This window comes from Xanthomonas sp. NCPPB 1325, assembly GCF_041477645.2.
Classification (GTDB): domain Bacteria; phylum Pseudomonadota; class Gammaproteobacteria; order Xanthomonadales; family Xanthomonadaceae; genus Xanthomonas; species Xanthomonas cannabis.
Map to the genome: position 1 here is coordinate 1380437 of NZ_CM192985.1, position 25546 is coordinate 1405982.

Annotated in this window: 25 protein-coding genes and 1 tRNA gene; 19 read left to right on the forward strand and 7 right to left on the reverse strand. The window is 66.4% G+C overall.

The window, feature by feature from the left end; all coding sequences use genetic code 11:
* Positions 1-133: 133 nt before the first annotated feature.
* Genes ACCQ10_RS05755 through ACCQ10_RS05770 form a run of 4 tightly spaced genes read right to left on the reverse strand, consistent with a single transcriptional unit; the run spans position 134 to position 4524 of the window.
* A complete protein-coding gene (locus ACCQ10_RS05755; RefSeq protein WP_039404052.1) occupies positions 134-667 on the reverse strand; it encodes a Slp family lipoprotein in 534 nt (177 codons plus the stop codon).
* Positions 664-2616: a transglutaminase TgpA family protein gene (locus tag ACCQ10_RS05760; RefSeq protein ID WP_372362459.1), complete on the reverse strand. Its 1953-nt coding sequence runs from the start codon at positions 2614-2616 to the stop codon at positions 664-666. The genes ACCQ10_RS05755 and ACCQ10_RS05760 overlap by 4 nt, the downstream gene beginning before the upstream one ends.
* A complete protein-coding gene (locus tag ACCQ10_RS05765; RefSeq protein ID WP_372362460.1) occupies positions 2609-3565 on the reverse strand; it encodes a DUF58 domain-containing protein in 957 nt (318 codons plus the stop codon). Before ACCQ10_RS05765 ends, ACCQ10_RS05760 begins: the two co-directional genes overlap by 8 nt.
* Before the next feature lie 5 nt (positions 3566-3570).
* A complete protein-coding gene (locus ACCQ10_RS05770) occupies positions 3571-4524 on the reverse strand; it encodes an AAA family ATPase (protein WP_372362461.1) in 954 nt (317 codons plus the stop codon).
* Between the two features lie 36 nt (positions 4525-4560).
* Between ACCQ10_RS05770 and ACCQ10_RS05775 the strand changes: the two genes are divergently transcribed.
* Genes ACCQ10_RS05775 through ACCQ10_RS05785 form a run of 3 tightly spaced genes read left to right on the forward strand, consistent with a single transcriptional unit; the run spans position 4561 to position 9238 of the window.
* A complete protein-coding gene (locus ACCQ10_RS05775; protein WP_372362462.1) occupies positions 4561-6402 on the forward strand; it encodes a glycosyltransferase family 39 protein in 1842 nt (613 codons plus the stop codon).
* Positions 6403-6410: 8 nt separating this feature from the next.
* Entirely contained in the window at positions 6411-7385 is a 975-nt protein-coding gene (locus ACCQ10_RS05780) for a glycosyltransferase family 2 protein (protein WP_372362463.1), read from the forward strand.
* Positions 7382-9238: a hypothetical protein gene (locus ACCQ10_RS05785; protein WP_372363062.1), complete on the forward strand. Its 1857-nt coding sequence runs from the start codon at positions 7382-7384 to the stop codon at positions 9236-9238. Before ACCQ10_RS05780 ends, ACCQ10_RS05785 begins: the two co-directional genes overlap by 4 nt.
* Positions 9239-9252: 14 nt before the next feature.
* Here ACCQ10_RS05785 and ACCQ10_RS05790 read toward each other — a convergent pair whose 3' ends face one another.
* Positions 9253-9828 (reverse strand): Maf family protein, encoded by a 576-nt coding sequence (locus tag ACCQ10_RS05790; RefSeq protein WP_372362464.1) that lies wholly within the window; start codon positions 9826-9828, stop codon positions 9253-9255.
* A gap of 108 nt (positions 9829-9936) precedes the next feature.
* On the opposite strand from ACCQ10_RS05790, the gene ACCQ10_RS05795 reads away from it, so the two are divergent.
* The 14 genes from ACCQ10_RS05795 (at position 9937) to ACCQ10_RS05860 (ending at position 21335) form a co-directional block, all read left to right on the forward strand.
* Positions 9937-10446: a YceD family protein gene (locus ACCQ10_RS05795; RefSeq protein WP_039564560.1), complete on the forward strand. Its 510-nt coding sequence runs from the start codon at positions 9937-9939 to the stop codon at positions 10444-10446.
* Positions 10447-10543: 97 nt separating this feature from the next.
* Positions 10544-10738: a 50S ribosomal protein L32 gene (gene rpmF, locus ACCQ10_RS05800; RefSeq protein WP_039404068.1), complete on the forward strand. Its 195-nt coding sequence runs from the start codon at positions 10544-10546 to the stop codon at positions 10736-10738.
* Between the two features lie 89 nt (positions 10739-10827).
* Positions 10828-11805, forward strand: a complete 978-nt coding sequence (locus ACCQ10_RS05805) for a beta-ketoacyl-ACP synthase III (protein WP_372362465.1) — start codon at positions 10828-10830, stop codon at positions 11803-11805.
* A gap of 60 nt (positions 11806-11865) precedes the next feature.
* Entirely contained in the window at positions 11866-12648 is a 783-nt protein-coding gene (locus ACCQ10_RS05810) for a BUD32 family EKC/KEOPS complex subunit (RefSeq protein ID WP_372362466.1), read from the forward strand.
* Positions 12649-12752: 104 nt separating this feature from the next.
* The gene (fabD, locus tag ACCQ10_RS05815) at positions 12753-13697 is read left to right on the forward strand and encodes an ACP S-malonyltransferase (RefSeq protein ID WP_372362467.1); all 945 of its coding nucleotides are present in this window, start codon (positions 12753-12755) and stop codon (positions 13695-13697) included.
* Positions 13698-13779: 82 nt separating this feature from the next.
* Positions 13780-14523 carry a 3-oxoacyl-ACP reductase FabG gene (gene fabG / locus ACCQ10_RS05820; RefSeq protein ID WP_372362468.1) on the forward strand — a complete coding sequence of 248 codons (744 nt, stop codon included), beginning with the start codon at positions 13780-13782 and terminating at the stop codon, positions 14521-14523.
* Between the two features lie 204 nt (positions 14524-14727).
* Positions 14728-14967 carry an acyl carrier protein gene (gene acpP / locus ACCQ10_RS05825; RefSeq protein ID WP_002814322.1) on the forward strand — a complete coding sequence of 80 codons (240 nt, stop codon included), beginning with the start codon at positions 14728-14730 and terminating at the stop codon, positions 14965-14967.
* A 140-nt stretch (positions 14968-15107) separates the two neighbouring features.
* On the forward strand, positions 15108-16343 hold the full coding sequence (gene fabF / locus ACCQ10_RS05830; RefSeq protein WP_047695430.1) for a beta-ketoacyl-ACP synthase II: 1236 nt from the start codon (positions 15108-15110) through the stop codon (positions 16341-16343).
* 173 nt (positions 16344-16516) lie between these two features.
* A complete protein-coding gene (locus ACCQ10_RS05835) occupies positions 16517-17872 on the forward strand; it encodes an aminodeoxychorismate synthase component I (RefSeq protein WP_372362469.1) in 1356 nt (451 codons plus the stop codon).
* A gap of 60 nt (positions 17873-17932) precedes the next feature.
* Positions 17933-19006 (forward strand): endolytic transglycosylase MltG, encoded by a 1074-nt coding sequence (gene mltG, locus ACCQ10_RS05840; RefSeq protein ID WP_372362470.1) that lies wholly within the window; start codon positions 17933-17935, stop codon positions 19004-19006.
* Positions 19003-19962 carry a DNA polymerase III subunit delta' gene (locus tag ACCQ10_RS05845; protein ID WP_372362471.1) on the forward strand — a complete coding sequence of 320 codons (960 nt, stop codon included), beginning with the start codon at positions 19003-19005 and terminating at the stop codon, positions 19960-19962. Before mltG ends, ACCQ10_RS05845 begins: the two co-directional genes overlap by 4 nt.
* On the forward strand, positions 19959-20312 hold the full coding sequence (locus tag ACCQ10_RS05850) for a PilZ domain-containing protein (protein WP_003483889.1): 354 nt from the start codon (positions 19959-19961) through the stop codon (positions 20310-20312). The genes ACCQ10_RS05845 and ACCQ10_RS05850 overlap by 4 nt, the downstream gene beginning before the upstream one ends.
* Before the next feature lie 242 nt (positions 20313-20554).
* Positions 20555-20629, forward strand: a tRNA-Val gene (locus ACCQ10_RS05855).
* 379 nt (positions 20630-21008) lie between these two features.
* Positions 21009-21335, forward strand: coding sequence for a hypothetical protein (locus tag ACCQ10_RS05860; RefSeq protein WP_372362472.1), 327 nt, complete (start codon positions 21009-21011; stop codon positions 21333-21335).
* 49 nt (positions 21336-21384) lie between these two features.
* On the opposite strand, the gene prpR is transcribed toward ACCQ10_RS05860, so the two are convergent.
* Entirely contained in the window at positions 21385-22995 is a 1611-nt protein-coding gene (gene prpR / locus ACCQ10_RS05865; RefSeq protein ID WP_372362473.1) for a propionate catabolism operon regulatory protein PrpR, read from the reverse strand.
* A gap of 124 nt (positions 22996-23119) precedes the next feature.
* Between prpR and prpB the strand changes: the two genes are divergently transcribed.
* Positions 23120-24016 carry a methylisocitrate lyase gene (prpB, locus tag ACCQ10_RS05870; protein WP_047695435.1) on the forward strand — a complete coding sequence of 299 codons (897 nt, stop codon included), beginning with the start codon at positions 23120-23122 and terminating at the stop codon, positions 24014-24016.
* A 75-nt stretch (positions 24017-24091) separates the two neighbouring features.
* The gene (gene prpC, locus ACCQ10_RS05875; RefSeq protein ID WP_047695436.1) at positions 24092-25246 is read left to right on the forward strand and encodes a bifunctional 2-methylcitrate synthase/citrate synthase; all 1155 of its coding nucleotides are present in this window, start codon (positions 24092-24094) and stop codon (positions 25244-25246) included.
* A gap of 23 nt (positions 25247-25269) precedes the next feature.
* Here the strand turns inward: prpC and ACCQ10_RS05880 are convergent, their stop codons facing one another.
* Positions 25270-25524, reverse strand: coding sequence for a hypothetical protein (locus tag ACCQ10_RS05880; protein ID WP_372362474.1), 255 nt, complete (start codon positions 25522-25524; stop codon positions 25270-25272).
* Positions 25525-25546: the final 22 nt, after the last annotated feature.

The window sequence follows — 25546 nt, forward strand, 5'->3', positions numbered from 1 at the left end:
GCGTAGCGCCGGGGCCGGCGAAATGGCGAATAACGATCCTGCCGAAACGCGCCGCAGGCGGCTTGATCCGCACCAACAAAAACGCCGCTCCTTCAAGAGCGGCGTTTTGCATCACGGCTGGCTCAGCGGTGGATTACCACCAACCGCGGCCCCAACCCCAGCCGCCGCCCCAGCGCGGACCCCACGGGTCGCCCCAGGGGCCATACGGGTAGGCCGGAATCACGTCGACGTCGCGCACTTCCGGCCACAGATACACCACATCGGCAGCCACCTTGGGCAGCTTGTAGTCGTACTCGCCGATCTTGGTGGTTTCATAGCCTTCGATCTTGCCGATGAAGGTGACCTCGCGGCCCGGCTCGAACACGGCCGGGTCATAGAAGCCCGAGCGGCATGCCAGGAAGCGGCCATCGCTGGCATCCACCGCATTGCGGTCCGGACGGCCACTGGCGTTGAGCGGACGCGAGATCAGCTCGAAGCAGGTCTGGCCCTGGGCGGGTTTGGTCTGAATGATCTTGCCGCCCCAGCGCACCGAGGTGCCCAGCTGCGCGCTGGCCGTGGAATCGCTCGGGCTGACCGTGGGGAACTGGCCCTGCAGCGGCTTGGGCGCGGTCGCGCAGGCTGCGAGCCCGAGCACAGCGACAATGGGGAACAGAAAACGGGTACTCATGAGGAAGCTCCGGTTCGCGGGCGATGCTGCAGCAGGTCTTTCAGGAGAGTGGCGCTGTCGGAATCAGCGCCAGCGTATCGCGCGGCAGCGAAACGTTGGCTGAGCGCCAACAGTGCCGTGTCCGGCTGCGAACGGGCGACGCGTTGCGCCCAGTCAATGGCCGGTTCGTGGGGTTCGCGGGCCAGGCCCAGCTTGCCGTAGCGGCGACTCAGCCGATGCCAGGCGCGCAGTAGCGGGTCGCGTTCGCGCTCGCCGCGAGCCAGCAGCCAGCCCATCCAGGCCAGGGCACCGACGGCAAACACGCCGAAGATGGCGGCCAGTTGCGTGGGCTCCAGGCGGTCGATGCCGAACGGCTGCAGCAGGCGCTGCTGGCGGTCGGCATTGAATGACAGCACCAGGTCGTTCCAGCCGCGCCGCAGCCAGTCGCCGACCTGGCTCAGGCCGGCCCAGGTGCCGAGCTGGGCCAGGCCGGCGCCGCCATCGGCCTGCAGGCGATCTTCCAGCGTGTCGTAGATGCGTTCCGGCGCCACCGCGGCAGTCGGGTCCACGCGCACCCAGCCGCGGCCGGCCAGCCACACCTCGGTCCAGGCATGGGCATCCATGCGCCGCACCACCCAGTAGTTGCCCAGCCCGTTGTAGGTGCCGCCGGCATAGCCAGTGACCACGCGCGCCGGGATGCCGGCCGCACGCATCAGCACCACGAATGAAGAGCTGAAGTGTTCGCAGAAACCGGCCTTTTGCTGGAACAGGAATTCATCCACGCTGTTGCGGCCGAGTAGCGGCGTATCCAGCGTGTAGGCGAATTCGCGGGTGATCCAGCCCAGCGCGCGCTGCACCACCGCATCGTCGTTGCTGCCGGCCTCCGCGCGCCATTGCCGGGCCAGGGTGAGCGTGCGCGGATTGAAGCCTGGAGGCAGCGCGAGCGCGCGCTTGCGCAACTGGTCGGGCAGGTCGGTATCGAAACGGGTGGGCGGTGCCGATTGCAGCTCCCAGCGTGTCAAGGCGCTCAACGGGCGCTGCGCCAACAGTTCGTAATCGGGTGAGAGCTCGGCGTTGGCAACGCCCTGGGTCGGCAGGTCCAGCGACACCAGCTGGCGGCGATCGGTGGGCTCGTAGTCCAGGCGGTAACGATAGGTTTGCGGGCCTGCGGTGACCGAGGCGGGCTGGCCGCGGCCGGTCCAGCGCGCGCGCTGCCAGGTACGGCCGTCGAAGTCCCACATCACCGGTCCGCGCCAGTAGCGTTGCTGCGGCGGTGGCGCCTTGCCGGTGAACTGCACGCGCAAGGCCGGGCTGTCGTCTGCCATCAGGTCGATCCATTCGCCCGGGGACATGTTGTCCGACAGGCCGGGCCGCGACAGTGCGCGCTCGGGCACGCCCCACAATGGCGAACTCAGGCGCGGCAGCAACCAGAAGGTGACCAGCGCCAGCGGCACGCCGATGGCGACCAGTTTGCCGATGCTGCGCAACTGCAGGCGCAGGCCAGGCGTGCCGGTGCGGTGCTCTTCGTCGGCCAGCCGCTGCATGCTGAGCAGGGCGCTGACCACCGCCAGCAGCGCCAGGCCCATCGTCGTCGGGCCCTGGTCGAGCAGGAAGGCCGCAAACGGCGCAAACAATGCAAAACCCAGCAGGCTGCGCGCATCGCGCAGGGAGCGCAGTTCGGAGGCCTTGATCGCCAGCATCGCCGCCAGCACCGCACAGCCGGTGTCGCGCCCGAAACGCATGCCAATTTGCCAATACACCGCCGCCAGCATCGCGATCACCAGCAGGACGCGCACCGGTGCCATCAGTGTGCCGCGCCAGCTCATCACGCCCACCAGCAGTGCGGCGATGGCGATGGTGGAGGCCAGCAACCCCGGCAGCTGCAGCAGCAATGGCGTGAGCGCCAGCCAGCTGGTAGCCAGCACCCAGCCACGGCCGGCCTGGGAAATGGGAAGGGCGGGCTCAGTCATGCGGCAGCAGCGCCAGCGCGCGCAGGCAGAGGTGATGGTGCGAAGGCCCCTGTGCAGGGCCCAGCGGAGGTTGGCCTGGCAGCAGCAGCCGGTAGCGTCGCCCGTCGCGCTCTGCCAGGTTGACCCAGCGCGCCAGCCGCGCGATGCGGCGCTCGTAGGGCAGCGCGTGGAGGCTGCGCCAGTCCAGCGTCACTTCGATACCGAACGGTTGTTCGTACTCGCGCACCAGCAAGGTGTCGCGCCGCGCCGAGTGCTTCCAGGAAATCGTGCGTGGTGCATCGCCGGCGCGGTAGGGGCGCAGCTGATGCAGTTCTTCGCCTTGTGCGTGCAGGCGGGTCTGGTTGGGCGAACCGGCGCCCTCGGGCAATGACGGTCCCTGTTCTTCGGGTCTGGGGTAGGCCAGCAGCGGCGTTTCCGGCCACACCCACGACCATGCCCGTACCAGCCCCAGCGGTTGGGTACTGGACAGGCGGATGCGTTCGATGTCCTGCCAGCCGCGGCGCGCGGTGGGCACCAGCAAGTCGATCTCGGCCATGTCGTGGTCGACCAGCGAACAGAAGCCGCTGCTGTCCAGATGATCCAGGCGCACGCCGCGACGTGCGCGGGTGTCGCGGCGTGCCAGCGACACCCGCATGCGCAGCGGCTCGCCGGCGACCACCGGTTCGGCCGAGACTGCCTCCACGCGCAGCGCCGACAACTGCAGGTGCGCCATGATGCTGCTGGCGACCCCGGCGGTGGCCAGCAGCAGGGCCAGCAGCAGCGCGGGGTTGTTGTTGTAGTTCAGCGCGCCCAGCAGCATCGCCAGCAACAGCGCGGTGACGAACAGTCCGAAGCGGGTGGGCAGCACATAGATGCGCCGCCGGTCCAGCACGATCGGCAAGGCTTCGGCTCCCCGCGGACGCGCCAGCAGGCTGAGCCGGCGGCCGATGCCGCGCAGTGGCGCACGCACCTGGGTCAGTCCACCGGCACGCTGTGCAGCAGCGCCTTGGCCAGCGCCGGCCCGGACGAGGATTCGGCCTCCGGCACCAGCCGGTGCCCGGCCACGGCGACAAACAGCGCCTGCACGTCTTCCGGCAGCACATGTTCGCGCCCTAGCAGCAGCGCGTAGGCCTTGGCGGCACGCAACAGCGCAATGCCGGCGCGCGGCGACAGCCCCACGCGCACCCCGGCGTGCTGACGGCTGCGCAGCAGCAAGGCCTGCACATAACCGATCAAGGCATCGCTGGTGTGGACCTGGCCGACCACTGCGCGCAGCGCCACCATGTCGGCGTCGCTGAGTTGCGGGGCGGCCTGGGCGATCAGCTCGCGTCGGTCGGTGCCCGACAGCAGCGCGCGCTCGGCATCGGCGCTGGGGTAGCCCAGGCTCAGCCGCAGCAGGAAGCGGTCCAGCTGCGAATCGGGTAGCGGGAACGTGCCGGACAGATCGACCGGGTTCTGCGTGGCGATCACGAAGAACGGCTCCGGCAACGCATGCGTCACGCCGTCCAGTGTCACCTGCTGCTCGGCCATGGCTTCGAGCAGCGAGCTTTGCGTGCGCGGCGGAGCGCGATTGATCTCATCGGCCAGCAGCACGTTGGTGAACACCGGGCCGGGATGGAACTGGAACTGGCGCGAGACCGCGTCGTAGACCGACACCCCCAGCACATCGGCCGGCAGCAGGTCGGAGGTGAACTGCACGCGCTGGAAGCCCAGCCCCAGGCTGGACGCCATCGCGTGGGCCAGGGTGGTCTTGCCCAGGCCGGGCAGGTCCTCGATCAACAAATGTCCACCGGACAGCAGCGCCACGAACGCCAGCCGCACTTCCTGCGCCTTGCCCAGCAGCAGCGAATTGACCTGGTCTTGCGCGCGCCGCAGCGATTGACGCAGCGCATCGGTTAGCATTTCCGTGGAACGCAGCGGTGTCGACATCACAATTCCGTAGGTGAGAGAAGAGTGCACAGGGCAATGCAGGGGGACCAACGCGCACATCGCACCTTCGTGATCCTGTGGACACTGGCGACGGCCGTCAAGCTATTGATCGCCGCACGCTTGCCGCTATTCGTGGACGAGGCGTTTTACTGGCAGGAAGGCCAGCATCTGGCCGCAGCCTATTCGGATCTGCCGGGCCTGACCGCCTGGCTGGCGCGGCTGGGCGTGGAGCTGGGCGGGCATCATCTGCTGGCTTTGCGGCTGCCGTTCCTGGCCATCGCCGCGCTGGTTCCCTGGTTGATCGCGCATATCGCCACGCGCTGGTTCGGCTCCACGCTGGGCTGGCAGGCTGGCAGCCTGACCCTGCTGATGCCGTTGTCGGCCACGCTGGGCATCCTGGCGGTGCCGGACGTGCCGATGGCCCTGGCAGCGGTGCTGTGCATGGACGCCGGCGCGCGCTTGCTGCGCGAGGTCGATGCCACCAGTGCGCTGGAGCTCGCCATTGGCCTGGTGATCGGCGCGCTCAGCCACTACCGCTTTGCCGGCGTGATCGGGGTGGGCTGCATCGCGCTGCTGTGCATTCCGCAAGGGCGCGCGGTGATGCGCGACCCGCGCATCTGGATGGCGCTGACGGTGGGCGCGATGAGCTGGCTGCCGCTGCTGTTCTGGAACACCGACCATGACGAGGCCGGCCTGCGCTTCCAGTTGGTCGACCGGCACCCGTGGCGCTTTCAGATCACCGGGCTGTGGTTTCTGCTGATCCAGGCGGCACTGGTGACGCCGTTGCTGGCCTGGGCAATGGTCAAGGTGGGCTTGGCCGGCACGCGGACCGGGGGCGGTTCGCGCGCGCAGTGGCGTTACTTCGGTTTGCTGGGCGGCATTTCGACCGTGGCGATCTTCGTGCTGGGCTTCTTCAGCGATGCCGAGCGGATCAGCTTCCATTGGCCGTTGCCGGGGTATCTGGCGCTGCTGGTGGCGGTGCCGGTGATCCTGATGCGCTGGCCGCACCCGCTGCGCCGTGCGGCGTGGCTGATCGCGCTGCTCGGCACGCTTGGGGCGTATGGCTATTACCTGGCCGTCTCGGTGCCGTCGATCCGCGCGCACGCGGCTGGCGAAAAATGCTACCCGCGCAACTTTGCCGGCTGGAACGATCTGGCGCGCGCGGTCAAACGTCAGCTGGCGCAGATGCCGCCGGGCACGCGCGTGCTGGCAGAAAACTTCAAGGTCGGCGCCGAGCTCGGTTTCCAGTTGCACGACGCCAATATCGAGGTGCTGCGCGCAGACTTGAACGACAAGCACGGGCGCAGTGCGCAGTTGCTGCAGTGGGGGTTGCTCAGCGATGGCACGCGGGATGGGCCGCGATTGCTGGTGCTGTCGCCCAGCGATCAGCGTTACCGCGATCTGCTCGTGCGCTACCACGACATCTGCAAGATGGTCGGGCCATTGCCATCGCCCACCGTCGTCTCCACCGATCACGGCTATCAGCGCTTCCTGCTGCTTGCACTGCCGGCGCAGCGCGCGCCCGGGGCGTGCGTCACCCCGGCGATGGCCTGGATCGACACGCCGCTGCCGGACGCGGCGGTGTCCGGCCAGGTCCAGGTGCGCGGTTGGGCATTCAAGGACGGAGTCGGCCTGGCGACCGTGGAGCTGCTGCTGGACGGTCGCCCGGTCGCGCAGGCCGATTACGGCAGCGTGCTGGACGTGCGCCCGTACTGGAAGATTTCCACCGACCCGCAGCACCCGAACGTCGGCTTCTCCGCCACCCTCGACACGCACGCGTTGCCGCCCGGCACGCATTGGTTGGGACTGCGCCTGCACGGCCGCGACGGCAGCGTCGAGGACTGGTGGGAGCAGCCCGTCACCGTTTCCGCACCCTAGATCGCCCAATGACGCAATCCTTGCCCGTTACCCCTCCCGCACCGTTGTCCGGGATTCGAATCGCCGTGCTGGTGCCTTGCCATGACGAAGCGGCAACAGTGGCCGAGGTGGTCGGCGCATTTGCTGCCGCCTTGCCGGGCGCGGTGATCTACGTGCTGGACAACAATTCCAGCGATGCCACCGCAGCAGTCGCTGCTGCGGCAGGTGCACAGGTATGCCGCGTCGCACTGCAAGGCAAGGGCAACGTGGTGCGGCGTGGATTTGCCGACGTCGAAGCCGACATCTACGTGCTGGTCGACGGCGACGCCACCTACGACGCCGGTGCTGCGCCCGCGCTGGTGCGCAAGCTCATCGACGAACGCCTGGACATGGTGGTCGGCGCGCGGCGCGATCAGCAGCAGGCCGCCTACCGCCCTGGCCATCGGCTGGGGAACGTGCTGCTGACGCGGTGCGCCGGGCTGCTGTTCGGGCGCAGCTTCGATGACATGCTGTCCGGGTACCGGGTGTTTTCGCGGCGCTATGTCAAATCCTTCGCGGCCCATGCCCATGGTTTCGAGACCGAAACCGAACTGGCCGTGCACGCGTTGCAGTTGCGCATGCCGGTGGCCGAGGTCGAAACCGCCTACGGCGTGCGCCCGGAAGGCTCGCAAAGCAAGTTGAATACCTGGCGCGATGGCTGGCGCATCCTCACCACGATCGCCAAGTTGTTCAAGGCCGAGCGGCCGCTGTTGTTTTTCTCGGTGGGTTTTATTGCCTGTGCCCTGGCTTCGGTGGGATTGGCGATCCCGTTGTTTGAAACCTACGCCCAGACCGGCCTGGTTCCGCGCTTTCCCACCGCCATCCTGTGCGTGGCGCTGATGCTGCTGGGATTCTTGTTGCTGGCCTGCGGGTTGATCCTGGATACCGTCACCCGTGGACGCATCGAGGCCAAGCATCTGGCCTATCTTGCCGAGCCCTTGCTGGGGCCGGAGGCGCACCGATGAGTGCCCTGTTCGCGCGCGTCTACGCCGGCGCTGCCGCCTCCGGGCAGGGGCGCAGGATCGCCCGCTTGTTGCATTGGGCCGATCACCGCTTCGCGTTCCGGCGTCCAGCCAACGTGGTCGCGGCGGTGACCGCCGTTGCGCTGCTAGGTGGCCTGGTGGCGTTGTTTCTTGGGCAGGATGCCAACTGGGACCTGCGCAATTACCACGTCTATAACGGCTATGCGTGGTGGCACGGTCGCCTGGCCCAGGATCTGGCTCCGGCGCAGTTGCAGAGCTATTTCAATCCGGCGCTGGATATCGTCCAGTACGCGCTGCTGACACGCTGGCCCGGGCCAATGGCCGGCGCGCTGATGGGCGTGCTGCATGCATTGGTGTTCGTGCCGGTGGCGGCAATCGCCTGGTATGTGCTGGAGGCAGACTCCCAGCGCGCTCGCCTCGCCCCGCTGCTGGCGCTGGCTGGCCTGTGCAGCGCGGCATTCCTTTCCGAATTTGCCAACACCATGGGCGATGCGAGCACGGCGCTGCCATTGCTCGCGGCGCTGGCATTGGTGATGCGCGCGCAGCGCCGACAACAGGCCGGTAGTGCGCTTGCTGCGGGTCATTGGCTGCTCGCCGGGTTCTTGCTTGGTGTCGCCGTGGCGTGCAAGTTGACCAACGCGCCTTATGCAGTGGCATTGGCTTGTGCGGCGCTCTGCGCCGGTGGGCGGCCGCGCGCACGGGCGCTGGGTGTGGTGAGCATGGCGCTAACGGCAATGCTGGTCTTTGCCGTGATCGCTGCCCCCTGGTATCTGCGGGTCTGGGAGCAGTTCGGCAACCCCTTGTTTCCGCAGTTCAATGGCCTGTTTCGCGCGCCACTCGCGCAACCTGTCTCGCTAGGTGATACCCGTTGGCTGCCGCGCAATGTTGGCGAGTGGTTGGCGTGGCCGCTGGTGCTGACCTTCAATCCCTGGCGGGTGAGTGAAATTGCGCTGTTTCAATGCATCTGGGCACTGCTTTATGTGGCCGTGCTGGGAATCGTGGGGCGCGCGCTATGGCGCAGGTCGTTGCCCGTTCGCGGGTGGAATGCCCAGGCGACGACGCTGCTGGTGTTTGTCGGCGTGGGGTATCTGCTCTGGCAGAGCATGTTTTCGATCCATCGTTACCTGGCGGCGTTGGAACTACTGGCGCCGTTGGCGCTCTGGCTTTGCTGTCAGCGGCTGTTCGCCGCCGCCCGGGCCCGCACTGTGGCCGCCTGCCTGGTGCTCTTCAGTGCGGTGATTGCGCTCGGGGGCTGGAACGACTGGGGCCATGAATCCTGGGCACGGCACAGCATCCAGGTGCAGCCACCACCGAACGATGCACCAGCGTCCAGTACCGTGTTATTGGTCGGAAACCAGCCACAGGCATGGCGGATTGCGCTGCTTGCGCCAGCGGCACGTTATGTCGGTGTGGCCAGCAACCTTGCCGAGTCGGATGCCTATCGCGCCCGCGTGCGCGCGCTGGTGGCAGAGCGGCCCCAGCTGTATGCGTTATGGGATGCTACCCAGGACAAGCAGAGCCCCCGCGTGGAACGGATGAATCGGTGGGCGCGGCGTCTGGGATGGAGTTCTGGGCCGGAATGCCCCCAATTGCGCTGGCTGACGGCGCATGGATTGCGTGCCGAACTCGATGCATCCCGGCCCGGACTGTGCCAGTTGCGCGTTCCGGAACACAAGGCGAGGGAATTGGTGGCTGCCGATCGCCGCCTATTGGAGCAGGCGCGACAGCAGCTGCTTGTGTATGGGGTGAAGCTGGATCCGGCGAGTTGTCGCAGGCTTTCCTCGCAAATCGGGCAGGGGGAGTATCCCTACCAGTTCTGCAGGCTCGATCGATGAGGCCAGGCGATAGCTCAGGGCAGTTGAAACCCCGCCTGGCGCAGTAACCGCGCCAGCGCGATCAGTGGCAGCCCGACCAGGGCCGTGGGATCCTCAGAGCGAATCGCATCGAACAGGCTGATGCCCAGGCCCTCGCATTTGAAGCTGCCGGCACACTCCAGTGCGGGTTCGGCGGCCAGGTAGCGCGCGATCGCGTCGGGCGTCAGCGGGCGAAGCTGGACTTCGGTCAGGTCCACGGCGTGAAAGGCGCCGTCCGGGCCGATCAGGCTGACCGCGGTGTGGAAGCGCATCGTGCGCCCGGACATGGCGCTCAACTGCGCGCGTGCCTGGTCCAGGGTGCCGGGCTTGCCCAGCGCCTGGCCGTCGAGGTCGGCCACCTGATCCGAGCCGATCACCCAGGCGTCGGGCGTGTGGGTCGCGATGGCAGCGGCCTTTTCAGCAGCCAGGCGGCTGGCGAGGGCGCTCGGGGCCTCACCCGGCTGCGCCCGCTCATCGACCTGCGGGCGTGCGGTGGTGAAGTCCAGTTGCAGGCGGCCAAGCAGCTCGCGCCGGTACACAGAAGTGGAGGCTAGGATCAGGCGTGGCATCATGGACGCTGCTGGAAACGGGCAGGGCAGTCTGCCAGTCTGCACCCGGTGCAGCACACTGAATGGGTGCATTTGACATGGCCACGGCGGGTCTTTAACATTCTGCGGCTTATGTCCGCGAACGTACCCGAAATGCTGGATGCTTGGCGGATGGTCGCAGCGCGCAGGCGCTTCGATGGCCGCATCCCGCTCTCTGCGATGACCCGTCTGCAGGGGAGTCTGGTCGATACCGAAGGCGAGTGTGTCTATTCGCTCCAGTTCGATCAGGACGCTCTGCTCAAGGTCGCCTATGTCGAACTCAGCATCGATGTCGAGCTGCCGCTGGCCTGCCAGCGCACCTTGCAGCGTTTTCTGTACCCGGTGCAGATCAGGCAGCGTCTTGGCCTGATCCGCGACGAGGACGAAGAAGCCGCGTTGCCGCCGGACTACGAAGCCTTGCTGGTGCCCGACGACGGCATGTTGCGGGCGGCGGACCTGGTGGAGGACGAACTGGTGCTGTCGGTGCCAGTGGTGCCGATGGCGCCGGGTAGCGAAGCGATCGATGCCGAATGGGTTCCGACCCAGGAAGAGCAGGACAAGGCCAGTCCGTTCGCGGCGCTGGCAGCGTTGAAGAAACAGTAACCGCCGCTGTTAAGGGCGGAAAGACAGGTCGACGCGGGCGTAGAGCGTGCTGTTCGACTCAACAGACAAGTTATCGAACTAAAGTTGGAGCAATCCCATGGCTGTGCAGAAATCCCGTGTCACCCCGTCCCGTCGCGGCCAGCGTCGTTCGCACGACGCCCTGACCGCCAAGCAGCTGTCGACCGACCCGACCAGCGGCGAGATCCATCTGCGCCACCACATCACCGCTGACGGTTACTACCGCGGCAAGAAGGTGATCGCGACCAAGTCGTCGGCCATTCAAGAAGATTGATTCGTGGCACCCGGCGCCTGCGCGCGGCCGGGTGACTCTCGCTTCTTCCGGAGCCGCCGGTCACCGCGGCTCTTGCACCAGGAAACAGTATGAGCAAGCGGATCTATTCCAGAATCGCGGGCACGGGTAGCTATTTGCCCGAAAAGGTGTTGACCAACGACGACATGGCCAAGATCGTCGACACCAGCGATGAATGGATCTTCTCGCGCACTGGTATCCGTGAGCGTCACATCGTCGCCGACGACCAGACCACCAGCGATCTGGCGTATTTCGCCTCGCTGAAGGCGATGGAAGCGGCCGGCGTCACCGCCGACGAGATCGACCTGATCGTCATCGGCACCACCACCCCCGACCTGATCTTCCCGTCCACGGCCTGCCTGCTGCAGGCGCGGCTGGGCAACGTCGGTTGCGGCGCGATGGACGTCAACGCGGCCTGCTCGGGCTTTGTCTACGCGCTCAGCGTGGCCGACAAGTTCGTGCGCAGTGGCGATGCCAAGACCGTGTTGGTGGTCGGTGCCGAGACCCTGACCCGCATTGTCGACTGGACCGACCGCACCACCTGCGTGCTGTTCGGCGACGGTGCCGGTGCGGTGATCCTCAAGGCCGATGAAGAAACCGGCATCCTCAGCACCCATCTGCATGCCGACGGCAGCAAGAAGGAGCTGCTGTGGGACCCGGTGGGCGTGTCGGTCGGCTTCGGCGAAGGCAAGAACGGCGGCGGCGCGTTGCTGATGAAGGGCAACGACGTGTTCAAGTACGCGGTCAAGGCGCTGGATTCGGTGGTCGATGAGACCCTGGCCGCCAACGGCTACGACAAGCACGACCTGGACTGGCTGATCCCGCATCAGGCCAACCTGCGCATCATCGAGGCCACCGCCAAGCGGCTGGACCTGCCGATGGAGCAGGTGGTGGTTACCGTGGATCGCCACGGCAATACCTCGTCGGCCTCGGTGCCGCTCGCGCTGGACGAAGCGGTCCGCTCGGGCCGCGTGCAGCGCGGCCAATTGCTGCTGCTGGAAGCCTTCGGTGGTGGATTTACCTGGGGCTCGGCGCTGCTGCGCTACTGAGTCCCGCAGGCCCGGCCGCGTCCGCCGGCTGGGTCTGACTGCGTCGAAGGACGGACCGTCATGGCAGAACCGATCGTCATCGCCGGCCAGCGTGTCTGGCTCAAGCAGTACCGCCGCAGCAATCGGGCGGTCTCGCTGGGCGCACTCAATTTTGTCGCACGCCGCTGGGGCCTGGATGCACTGCGTCCACCGCCGCACCGTGGCGGCGACGCCGCGCGCGACCTCGAAGCGCGCCGGCTCGGCGAGCTGCACGCGCAGTCGGTCAATGTGCCGCGCGTGGTCGGCTGCGGGCAGGCGGCCCTGATCCTGAGCGACAACGGCCGCTCGTTTGCCACCTGCCTGCGCGAAGCCGACGTGCCCGAGCGCGACCGCCTGGTGGCGCTGGCGGTGTCGGCCATGGTCCATGCGCATGGTCATGGCGCCTATTTCGGGCAGCCGTTGCCACGCAACATGACCTTCGATGGCCAGTCGGTCGGCTTTATCGATTTCGAAGAAGATCCACTGGAAGTGATGGACCTGGCGCAGGCCCAGGCGCGCGACTGGCTGGTGTTCGGCTATGGCGTGGCCAAGTACTACCGTGGCCGGCGCGAGGTGCTGCAGCGCCTGCTGGCGCGCGCCTTCGATACCGCCGGCCCGGCGGTGGTCGAACATGCGCATACGGTCACCGGGCGCCTGCGGCGCGTTGCGCAGGTGGCGCGCGGCCTGGGCCGCTCGGCGGGCGCGCTGGGGCGGGCGATCCAGGCCATCCATGCGGCCAGTGCCTTCGGCGTGGTCTTGGTGCTGGTGCTGTGCGTGGACTGGTGTGCCGACGGCGAAATGGACCTGCTCGCAGCCTTGCTGTAAGCGTGCCGGCCGCTGCGCCGGTGCCGGCTTGCATACGCGGCAGTACAGACGCCAGGGCGATTTCGCACGTATCATCCCGGCTCGATTTTTGCAGGCAGCAGCGCGTGACCGAATCCACTCTCGCCTTCGTGTTTCCCGGCCAGGGCTCGCAGTCCTTAGGGATGCTGGCCGAACTGGCCGAACTGCATCCGCAGATCCGTGACACGTTTGCCGAAGCCTCCGAAGGCGCCGGTGTCGATCTGTGGGCCCTGTCCCAGGGTGGCCCGGAAGAGATGCTCAACCGCACCGAATACACCCAGCCGGCCCTGCTGGCCGCGGGCGTGGCGGTGTGGCGGTTGTGGACTGCCCAGCGCGGGCAGCGCCCGGCGCTGCTGGCCGGGCACAGCCTGGGCGAATACACCGCCCTGGTCGCCTCCAGCGCCTTGTCGCTGCACGACGGCGCGCACCTGGTGCGGCTGCGCGGCCAGTTCATGCAGGCCGCCGCGCCGGCCGGCGTTGGCGCGATGGCGGCGGTGCTGGGTGCCGACGACGCGTTGGTGCTGGAGGTCTGCGCCGAGGCGGCAGGCAGCCAGGTGGTGGTGCCGGCCAACTTCAATTCGCCCGGTCAGATCGTGATTGGTGGCGATGCCGGCGCGGTGGACCGCGCGCTGGCCTTGCTGGCCGAGCGCGGCGTGCGCAAGGCGGTCAAGCTGGCGGTGAGCGTGCCCTCGCATACGCCGCTGATGCGCGATGCCGCCAATCAGCTGGCTGAAGCCATGGCCGGGCTGAGCTGGCAGACGCCGCAGATCCCGGTGGTGCAGAACGTCGATGCACGCATGCACGAGGGCAGCGCCGCGATCCGCCAGGCGCTGGCCGAGCAGCTGTACCTGCCGGTGCAATGGACCGGGTGCGTGCAGGCGCTGGCTTCGCAGGGCATCACGCGGATTGCCGAATGCGGCCCGGGCAAGGTGCTGAGCGGGCTGATCAAGCGCATCGACAAGAGCCTGGACGCGCGCCCGCTGGCCACGCCGGCCGACTATGCCGGTGCTCTCGACGCGTGGGCGCACTGATCCACTGCATATGCCGGTCGTGCCGGCCTCCCTCGACGTTCGCGGCCACGGTTGCGACGTCCCCCTTCGAGGAACAGCATTCATGAGCAAGCCTCTGCAGGGCGAAATCGCCCTTGTCACCGGTGCCAGCCGCGGGATCGGCGCGGCCATTGCCGACACGCTGGCCGCACAGGGCGCCACCGTCATCGGCACCGCCACGTCGGCCTCCGGCGCTGCGGCGATCGGCGAGCGCCTGGCCGCCCACGGCGGGCATGGTCGCGAACTCAACGTCACCGATGCGGCGGCGGTGGATGGCCTGATCGATGCGATCGGCAAGGAATTCGGTGCGATCTCGATCCTGGTCAACAACGCCGGCATCACCCGCGACAATCTGTTGCTGCGGATGAAGGACGACGACTGGCAGGCGATCATCGACACCAATCTGACCAGCGTGTTCCGCACCTCCAAGGCGGTGATGCGCGGCATGATGAAGGCGCGCAAGGGCCGCATCATCAATATCGCCTCGGTGGTCGGGGTGACCGGCAATCCGGGCCAGACCAACTACGCCGCGGCCAAGGCCGGCATCATTGCGTTCTCCAAGTCGCTGGCCAAGGAAATCGGCTCGCGCGGGGTCACCGTCAACGTGGTGGCGCCCGGTTTCATCGACACCGACATGACCAAGGCGCTGCCGGACGAGGCCAAGACCGCCTTGCTGCAGCAGATCGCACTGGGCCACCTGGGCGCCCCGGAAGACATCGCCAATGCGGTGGCATTCCTGGCTGGCCCGACCGCACGCTATATCACCGGCGAGACCCTGCACGTCAACGGCGGCATGTACATGCCGTGAGCGTGCGGCGCCGGGAGGCGCTAAGTGGCTGATCGGCCGGGACTTGTGATGCAATGCAAGGCTCGGGCGCTTCCACTACACTATCCAACGCGGCCATCGCAGCGGCGATGGCGTTTTGTGAGTCCCTCACAGGAGCACCGCACATCCGTGTGCGGGGATCCTAAAACTCGAACCACCACTACTCCATCTGGAGCGATATCCCCAATGAGCACCATCGAAGAACGCGTCAAGAAAATCGTCGTCGAACAACTCGGCGTCAAGGAAGAGGAAGTCACCACCAGCGCATCGTTCGTCGATGACCTGGGTGCCGACTCGCTGGACACCGTCGAGCTGGTGATGGCGCTGGAAGAAGAGTTCGAGTGCGAGATCCCGGACGAAGAGGCCGAGAAGATCACCTCGGTCCAGCAGGCGATCGACTACGTCAAGGCTCACGTCAAGAGCTGATGCGTTGTTCCTGACCGCGGTGGCGTGCGTCAAGCCGCTGCTGCGTCAGACATTCCATGGGGCCGCTGATGCGGCCCTGTGTTTTTAGGCGTCACCCGCAAACCGCAAGCACCGTTCGTTCCGTGGTGAGGAGATCTGCAATGAGTCGTCGTGTTGTCGTTACCGGCATGGGCATTGTGTCGCCGCTGGGCAATGATCTGGCCAGCAGCTGGGATGGAATCATCCACGGGCGCTCCGGCATTGGCCCGATCACGCAGATCGATGCCTCGCAGTTCACCACCAAGATCGCCGGCGAAATCAAGAATTTCGACCCCACGCTTTTTGTGTCCGCCAAGGACGTCAAGAAGATGGACTCGTTCATCCACTACGGTGTCGGCGCCTCGTTCATGGCGCTGGACGATTCCGGGCTGGAAATCGACGAAAGCAATGCCGAACGCATCGGTGCCATTCTCGGCTCCGGCATCGGCGGGCTGCTCGGTATCGAAGAGCAGACCATCAAATTCCACGAGGGCGGCGCGCGCAAGATTTCGCCGTTCTACGTGCCCAGCACCATCATCAACATGTTGCCGGGCCAGGTCAGCCTGATCAAAGGCCTCAAGGGCCCGACGTTCTCGGCCGTGTCCGCCTGCGCCACCTCCAATCACTCGATCGGCACGGCGATGCGCATGATCCAGTACGGCGATGCCGACGTGATGTTGGCCGGCGGCGCCGAGCGCGGCTCTTCGCCGAGTTCGGTCGGCGGTTTCTGCGCCATGAAGGCCATGTCCACCCGCAACGACGATCCCACAGCGGCCTCGCGCCCGTGGGACAAGCAGCGCGACGGCTTCGTGCTGGGCGACGGTGCCGGTGTGCTGGTGCTGGAAGAATACGAACACGCCAAGGCGCGCGGCGCGCGCATCTATGCCGAGCTGGTCGGCTTTGGCGCAAGCTCCGACGCCTTCCACATGACTGCCCCCAGCGAAGACGGCGAAGGCGCGGCGCGCAGCATGCTCGCCGCCATGCGCGATGCCAAGCTCAATCCCGAGCAGATCGGCTACCTCAACGCGCACGGCACCTCCACGCCGTTGGGCGATCTGGCCGAAACCCTGGCGATGAAGCGCGCGCTGGGCGACCACGCCTACAAGACCATGGTCAGCTCGACCAAGTCGATGACCGGACACCTGCTCGGCGCGGCCGGCGGTGTGGAAGCGATCTTCTCGGTGATGGCGCTGCACACCGGCATCATTCCGCCGACCATCAACCTGGAAGAGCCCAGCGAAGGCTGCGACCTGGATTACGTGCCCAACGTGGCGCGCGAGGTACAGGTGGATGCGGTGATGTCCAACGGCTTCGGCTTTGGCGGCACCAACGGCACGCTGGTGTTCAAGCGCGTCTGAGTCGATGCGCCGTTTTCTTCGCTGAAAACGGTGTGCGGTGCCTCAGCTGCTGCGCGTGGTGCGTCCGCGCGGCAGTCGCTGCCGACGTTTCCGATTGACAGCCGATCCATCTCATCGCGGACGCTGCGTTTACCGCAGCGGCCCGCGTCTGCACCTCACGCCACGCCGGACCGATGACGCTCACCCGATCACTGCATGCGGACATCGACCTGCTGGCGCTGCATCGGCTGGCACCGCAACGCTATCCGGCCCTGCTCGAATCCACCGCTTCCGGAACCGCCCAAGGGCGCTGGGATGTGCTGCTGCTGGCAGAGGGCGCAAGCCTGCGGCTGGACGGCGATGGGCGCACCCGCGATGGCTGTGGCCGTGTGCTCGAAGGCACGTTTCTGGACGCGCTGGATGCCGCCTGGCAGGCCGAGCGCGTGCCGCACGATACGACCAGCCCATGGCCGTTCCGTGGCGGCTGGGCGGTCTTGCTGGATTACGAACTGGCCGCGCAGGTCGAACCGATTCTGCAGCTGCCCGCCCGCGGCGATGGCATGCCGACCGCGCTGGCGTTGCGCGCGCCGGCAGCGGTGCTGCGCGACCGCGTGGAAGGGCGCTGCGTGGCGCTGGCCGAGCCGGGGCGTGAGGACTTGCTGCAGCAGATCGTTGACGACATCGCTGCGTGCGGTGCACTGCCGCCGTTGCCCGCGTGGAGCGGGCCGGTCGCGGTGGAAGAAGACGCGGCCGAGCGCTTCACCGCCGCGGTGGAGCGCGTGCTCGATTACCTGCGCGCCGGCGATGTGTTCCAGGCCAATATCTCGCGTGCATGGCAGGCCACATTCGCCAACGCGGTCGACCCGGCCGCGCTGCATGCGCGCCTGCGCGCGGCCAACCCTGCGCCGTTTGCCGGCCTGTTCGTGGCGGCCGGGCGCGCGGTGGTGAGCTCCTCGCCCGAGCGGCTGGTGTCGGTGCACGGCGATGTGGTGCAGACGCGCCCGATCGCCGGTACCCGCGCGCGCTTTGCCGGCGACGACGATGCAGCACGCATCCGCGAGCTGGTCGGGCATCCGAAGGAGCGTGCCGAGCACGTGATGCTGATCGATCTGGAGCGCAACGACCTGGGCCGCATCTGTGCGCCCGGCACCGTGGAAGTGGACGAGCTGATGGTCGTGGAGAGCTACGCGCACGTGCACCACATCGTCAGCAACGTGCGTGGCCGCCTGCGCGCCGGGGTGACCCCGGGCGCGGTGATCGCGGCGGTGTTTCCCGGCGGCACGATCACCGGTTGCCCCAAGGTGCGCTGCATGCAGATCATTGCCGAGCTCGAACAGACCGCGCGCGGCGCCTACACCGGCGCCTTCGGCTGGCTCAATCGCGATGGCGACATGGATCTGAATATCCTGATCCGTACCGCCGAGGTGGCCGGCGAGCAGGTGCGTTTCCGCACTGGCGCCGGGATCGTGGTGGACTCGGACCCGCAGCGTGAGCTGGACGAAACCCGCGCCAAGGCGCGTGGCGTGTTGCGCGCGATCGAGCAGACATGAGCGCTTCAACGGGACATCACCGGCGCGCGGTATCCTGCGCGGCGCTGGGGCAATGACGAGGTGGGTGTGGCGGTGACTGGCAAACGCGGATGTCTGGCCGTGCTGGGCACGGCATTGCTGCTCGCAACGCTGTTGGCGATTGCCGCGGTGGTGGCGTGGCGGCATTACCTGCACTTCGCCGATACTCCCGTGCCTGCGAGCGCGCCCAGTGTGGTGATTGCGCCCGGCGATTCGCTCAAGGTCACGCTGCGCAAATTGCGCGCAGCCGGCCTGGAGCAGGGCACCGATCTGGAATGGCAGCTGCTCGCGCGCCAGGTGGATGCCGCCGGCAAGCTCAAGGTGGGCGAGTACGCATTGGCGCCGGCACTGTCGCCACGCGAGGTGCTGACGCGCATGCGCCAGGGGCGTGTGATCCAGTACCGTTTCACGATCGTGGAGGGCTGGAATTTCCGTCAGCTTCGCGCCGCACTCGCCACCGCCACGCCGCTGCAGCACTCCATCGACGCGCTGGACGATGCGGCGCTGATGGCGCGGCTGGGATTTGCCAAGCAGCATCCGGAAGGGCGATTCCTGCCGGAAACCTATGTGTATCAGCGCGGCGATAGCGACCTCGACGTGCTCAAGCGCGCACACGCCGCCATGGACAAGGCATTGGCGCAGGCCTGGGAACAGCGCGCCCCGAACCTGCCGCTTAGCTCGCCGGAACAGGCATTGATCCTGGCATCGATCATCGAAAAGGAAACTGCCCTGGGCTCCGAGCGGCCATTGATCGCGGGAGTGTTCCTGCGCCGGCTGCAGCTGGGCATGAAACTGCAGACCGACCCGACCGTGATCTACGGCATCGGCAGCAGCTACGACGGCAATATCCGCCGCCGCGACCTGACCACCGACACGCCATACAACACCTATACGCGCCCCGGCCTGACGCCGACGCCGATCGCGATGCCGGGCCGCGAGGCGCTGCTGGCGGCGGTGCAGCCGGCACCCGGCGAGGCGCTGTATTTCGTGGCCGTCGGCGATGGCACCGGCGCGCACGCATTCTCGGCCACGCTGGCCGAACATAACGCGGCGGTGGCGCGCTACCTGCAGCGCCGCCGCCTGCCGAGCGCGCCGCAGACGGAGCCCACGCCATGACCGCCGCATTTTCGCCCTGGCAGCAACGCGCCTTCGACCAAACCGTTTCTGCACTGGATGCCGGACGGCTCGGGCACGGGTTGCTGATCTGCGGGCCGGAAGGGCTGGGCAAGCGCGCGGTCGCCCTGGCCCTGGCCGAGCACGTGCTGGCCAGCTCGCCGGACCCGGCACTGGCGCAGCGCACGCGGCAGTTGATCGCCGCCGGCACTCACCCGGACCTGCAGCTGGTGTCCTTCATTGCCAACCGTACCGGCGACAAGCTGCGTACCGAGATCGTCATCGAGCAGGTGCGCGAGATTTCGCAAAAGCTCGCGCTGACCCCGCAGTACGGCATCGCCCAGGTGGTGATCGTGGACCCGGCCGATGCGATCAATCGCTCCGCCTGCAACGCCTTGCTCAAGACGCTGGAGGAACCATCGCCCGGCCGCTACCTGTGGTTGATCAGCGCCCAGCCGGCGCGGTTGCCGGCGACCATCCGCAGCCGTTGCCAGCGCCTGGAATTCAAATTGCCGCCCGCGCACGAGGCACTGGCCTGGTTGCTGTCGCAAGGGGTTGGCGAGCGCGCTGCGCAGGAGGCCCTGGACGCCGCCCGCGGCCATCCCGGCCTTGCCGCGCAATGGCTGCGCGAAGACGGCCTGGCGGTGCGGCGTGCGGTGGCGCAGGACCTGGAGCAGATTGCCAGCGGCCGCGTCGGCGCGGTGGAGGTTGCGCAGCGCTGGACCAATGATGGCCAGGCCGATCAACGTCTGCGGCATGCCGCCGATCTGGCATTGGCGCAGGCCTCGGCCGGCTTGACCGATCCATCGCGGTTGCACAAGCTGGCGACCTGGTTCGACGCCGCCAACCGCACCCGCGACCTGCTGCGCACCACCGTCCGCGCCGACCTGGCAGTGACGGAATTGTTGCTGGCCTGGCGCGAGGGAGAGCGCCAGCCACGTTCTAGGGGAACTCGATGAGTGCAATGAATGCACGCCAAGGCATTTTGTCGCTGGCGTTGAAAGACAAGCCGGCGCTCTATAGCGCGTACATGCCGTTCGTGAAAGGTGGCGGCATCTTCGTGCCGACCCCCAAGCGCTACATGCTGGGCGACGAAGTCTTCCTGCTGCTGACCCTGCCCGATTCCAGTGAGCGCCTGCCGGTGGCCGGCAAGGTGATCTGGACTACGCCGGCCGGCGCCCAGGGCAACCGCGCTGCCGGCATCGGCGTGCAGTTCCCGGATGGCCCGGAAGGTGAGGCAGTGCGCAACAAGATCGAGACCCTGCTGGCAGGCCTGACGACCTCGGACAAACCGACGCATACGATGTGACGTGGTGCGGCGCGGCGCGGTGCGGTTGCGTACGTGATTGCCGTCGTATTGGAAGCGGGTCGTCGAAGGGCGTAGCGGGCATTTGAATGGCGCCGAATCGATTTATCGCCATGGCGCCGCCAGACCTTCGGCACGCCGCGCCCAGTCATTGGACCGGGACGTTTTCGACCAGGTCATCGCCGTCGCGGATGAACCTGTTGACGATTGCCGCAGCTGCCCTATAATGTGCGGCTCGCGTCACCGGGCGGTTAGCTCAGCGGTAGAGCATTGCCTTCACACGGCAAGGGTCACAGGTTCGAACCCTGTACCGCCCACCATAGAAATCCCGCACTCCACGGGATTGGACGCGAAGAAAAAGCCGGCCATGTGCCGGTTTTTTTGTGTCTTGCCTCCCCTGCGGAAGGCTCAAGGACGCAGCAAAGCGCGGGACGTCATGGGTGACACCTGCTGCAGGCGGTTGCGGTGGGCGAATTTGGTTGAATGCACGTTGCCGCTACGGGAGTGATAGCGCACCTTGCAATCAGCAGAACGTCGGTCTCGGTCTTGCAGACATGTCCGTTGGCGACCGGAGAGTCGAGTCTGCGCCCCCGTGATCGTGCTTTCCGGGTGGTCTGTCTCGTCGCTTGTGCCTGCTTGTTGCGGGCTCAGCAAGGACTTGCCATCCTGCGAGACCCCCGCGTTGAAGAAGGTATGGCGATGAAAGCATTGCTTGGAAGTGCCCTGATTGCGATGGCGCTGCTGACCGGCTGCGCGCGCGATGTTGGCGAGCAGTACGTGGGCAAGTGGGTCAATGTGAAGTCGCAGAAGAATGTACTGAGCATCGAGCACAACGGCGAGAGCTTCATCATCCGCGACACCTCGCCGGAGATGTTCGGCAATGGGGTCAAAACCCGAAATTACCCGGCGTTGTTGACCAAGGGCGTGCTGCAGGTGTCCAGTGGCAGTGGCACGGTCAACTATGCGATCGACGAGGCGAGCGGTCGTTTGAGCACCGGCGATACCGAGTACACACGGGTCAAGTGAGCCTCCGCGCGCCTGGGGCAAATCGCCGTACGGTCGTCGCGCCAGTTCTCTAGGTAGCTTGCGTCTGCATCCAGCGCCACAGCGTCGTGCGCGAAACGCCGAGCGCCTGTGCGGCGAGGGCGCGATTGCCGTTTGCGTGATCGAGCGCTGCGCGGACGGCTGCAGCGGTGAGCTGCAGGCGGGACGCCGCCAGGTCGCTGCGTGCGGATGCCGCTGCGGTATCGCCGATCTGCGTGTCGAACAGTTCCGGTGCCCACCAATGCAGTTGCTCCAGGCTCAGGCTCTCGTGCGCCTGTGCCTTCCAGTGGATGCACAGGCGTTCGACCAGGTTGCGCAGCTCGCGCACATTGCCGGGCCAGGTGTGTAGTTGCAGTCGTTGCAATGCAGCCTCCGACAGCGGCGAGGCGATATTGCCGAGTTGCTGGAAGTAATGCGCCAGCAGCAGCGCGATGTCGTCGGGGCGCTGACGCAAGGGGGGCAGTGCAATGCGTAACGCTGCCAGGCGGTAGAACAGGTCGCGACGGAATCGCCCTTGTTCGACCAGCGCGTGCAGCTCCTGCAGGCTGGCGGCCACCACACGCACGTCGATTGCGACGGGCAGGGTTGCGCCAACGCGCAACACTTCGCGTTCTTCCAATACGCGTAAGAGCCGTGTCTGCAACGGCATGGGCAATTCGCCGATTTCGTCGAGGAACAGCGTGCCATCCTGCGCGGCTTCGATCAGGCCGGTGTGGCCGCCGCGGCGGGCACCGGTGAAGGCGCCATCGCTGTAGCCGAACAGCTCTGCCTCCAGCAACGATTCGCTGATGGCCGCGCAATTGATTGCCATGAAACGGCCGCGGCGACGGCTGCCGGCATGCAGTTGTCGGGCGACCAATTCCTTGCCGGTGCCGGTTTCGCCGCTGATCAGCACGGTGCCGGCATGCGGGGCATACAGCTGTACCAAGGCACGCACCTGCGCCATGGCGGCGTCGTCGCCAAGCAGCGCATCGCTACGTCGGGGACGCCTTGAGTGGCTACGCGCGGAGGGCCGCTCCCGGCTCGATGCCGTGCCCAGTGCGATGGCCTGCTCCAGCGCCTGACGCACCGACCCTGCCGAATACAGCAGCACGCCGGGCAGCCCGGCCTGTTCGGCGAAATCGATCGCCATGCCGGTGCCTACGATGACCTGGATACCGGCGGCGCGCAGGTCGGCAATGCAATCGCGCGCGTCCTCGGCAGTGACGAATCGGCGGTGCTCGATGTCCAGGTCGAAGCTGGTCTGGAAGGCATGAAACGACGGGACGTCGCTGGCATGGGTCACCACGCCGATGCGCGGGGCGATGCGGCGCGCGCGCGCCAGCGCTTCCATCAGGTCGAACCCGGTTGCCTGGATTGGCGCCAGCGGCAATGCCAGGCGGCTGCGCAGATAGGCGGCGTTGGAGCCGCCGGCCACCAGGGCGTCGCAGCGTTCGCGGCGCAGTCGCTGGCCGATGACCTCCACCGCTTCGGCAAAGCCGAGGTTGATCTGCTCGATGCGCGCGCGCTGGTCGAACTCGGGGATGACGTCGGCGAGCAGCCCGGTCAGTCGGGACACGCTGACGGTCCAGATCACCGGCAGAGAGGTGCCTGCTGCGTCGGAGGTGCTGGAGGGGCGCGGGAAGTCGAGCTGTTTCGTCATGTTTCATGATGTTCCATCAGTTCCAAAACTGCAACAGTGGTGTCTCCGGTTTATAGCTGAATCAGACACTTGCGGTTGGCACGACGTTTGCTGACCAGCTAACCATCTCATCCCGGGAACTGTCATGACGTCCTCCTATCCAGCCTCTGCCGGCACGCGCTTTCGCGCAGCGCTGGCTGCCGAGTCGCCGCTGCAGGTGATCGGTGCGATCAATGCCAACCACGCGCTACTGGCCCAGCGTGCGGGCTACCAGGCCATCTACCTGTCCGGCGGCGGCGTGGCGGCTGGCTCGCTGGGGTTGCCGGATCTGGGGATCAACACTTTGGAAGACGTGCTGATCGATGTGCGCCGCATCACCGACGTGTGCGAACTGCCGCTGCTGGTGGATGTGGATACCGGCTTCGGGCCGAGTGCCTTCAATATCGAGCGCACCATCAAGTCGCTGATCAAGGCCGGCGCGGCCGGTTGCCATATCGAAGACCAGGTTGGCGCCAAGCGTTGCGGGCATCGGCCGGGTAAGGAGATCGTGAGCCAGGGCGAGATGGTCGACCGGGTCAAGGCGGCGGCCGATGCCAAGACCGATCCGGCGTTTTTCTTGATTGCACGCACCGACGCCATCCAGATGGAAGGGGTGGATGCGGCGATCGAACGCGCCATCGCCTGCGTGGACGCGGGCGCCGACGGCATCTTTGCCGAGGCCGCCTACGACCTGGAGACCTACACGCGCTTTGTCGATGCAGTGAAAGTGCCGGTGTTGGCCAACATCACCGAGTTCGGCAAGACCCCGCTGTTCACGCGCGACCAACTTGCGCAGGCCGGTGTGGCGATCCAGCTGTTCCCGCTGTCGGCGTTCCGTGCGGCCAACAAGGCCGCCGAGGCGGTCTATACGGCGATTCGACGCGACGGCCACCAGCAGGCCGTGCTGGAAACGATGCAGACCCGCGAAGAACTCTATGAGCGCATCGGCTATCACGGCTACGAACAGCGCCTGGACGCGTTGTTTGCGCGCAAGGGCGCATGATCGCGCGTTGCCGCGCACCGATTCCTTTACTTCGTCCGTGACATCGCAACACGCCACCGTCTGGGAGCTCATCGCATGAACGACACCGCCATTCCTGGCTTCAAGCCGAAGAAATCCGTTGCCCTGTCCGGCACGGCCGCCGGCAATACCGCCCTGTGCACCGTGGGCCGCAGCGGCAACGATCTGCATTACCGCGGTTACGACATCCTGGACCTGGCCACCACCAGCGAGTTCGAGGAGATCGCCTACCTGCTGGTGCACGGCAAGTTGCCCAACAGCGGCGAGTTGCGCGGCTACAAGGCCAAGCTGCGCTCGTTGCGTGGTGTGCCGGCAGCGGTGAAAACCGCGCTGGAACAGCTGCCGCCATCCGCGCACCCGATGGATGTGATGCGCACCGGTGTGTCGGTGCTGGGCTGCCTGCAGCCGGAAAAGGACGATCACAACCATCCCGGTGCGCGTGATATCGCCGACAAGTTGATGGCCTCGCTCGGTTCGATGCTGCTGTACTGGTATCACTACAGCCACAACGGCAAGCGCATCGAGGTGGAGACCGACGACGACTCCATCGGTGGGCATTTCCTGCACCTGCTGCATGGCTTTGCGCCGAAGGATTCGTGGGTGCGCGCAATGCACACCAGCCTGATCTTGTACGCCGAGCACGAGTTCAACGCGTCGACATTTGCGAGCCGCGTCATTGCCGGCACCGGCAGCGATATGTACAGCGCCATTGCCGGTGGTATCGGCGCGTTGCGCGGTCCCAAGCATGGCGGCGCCAACGAAGTGGCCTTCGAGGTGCAGAAACGCTACGACACGCCAGACGAAGCCGAGGCCGACATCAAGGCACGTGTGGAGCGCAAGGAAGTGGTGATCGGCTTCGGGCATCCGGTCTACACCGTGTCCGACCCGCGCAACAAGGTAATCAAGGACGTGGCGCGCGAGCTGTCCGAGGAGCAGGGCAGCCGCAAGATGTACGACATCGCCGAGCGTCTGGAAAGCGTGATGTGGGACATCAAGAAGATGTTCCCGAATCTGGACTGGTTCAGTGCGGTGAGCTACCACATGATGGGTGTGCCGACAGCGATGTTCACCCCGCTGTTCGTGCTGGCACGCACGGCGGGCTGGAGTGCGCACGTGATCGAGCAGCGCGTGGATGGCAAGATCATTCGGCCTTCGGCCAATTACACCGGGCCGGAAGATCAGGTGTTTGTGCCGTTGGATCAGCGCGTCTGAAAAGTGCCACTTGCGAGCCGCCCTCATCCGCCCTTCGGGCACCTTCTCCCGCGTTGCGGGAGAAGGGAGCGTGGCGAGTGGCACGTGGTGAGTAGGAATACGAGCAGCAACAGCAACAGCAACAGCAACAACATCAGCAACAACATCAGCAACAGCAACAACAGCAACAACAGCAACAGCAACAGCAACAGCAACAGCAACAGCAACAGCAACAACAGCAACAACAGCAACAGCAACAACAGCAACAACAGCAACAACAGCAACAGCAACAGCAACATATCCCGCCCGCCTTGTGATATC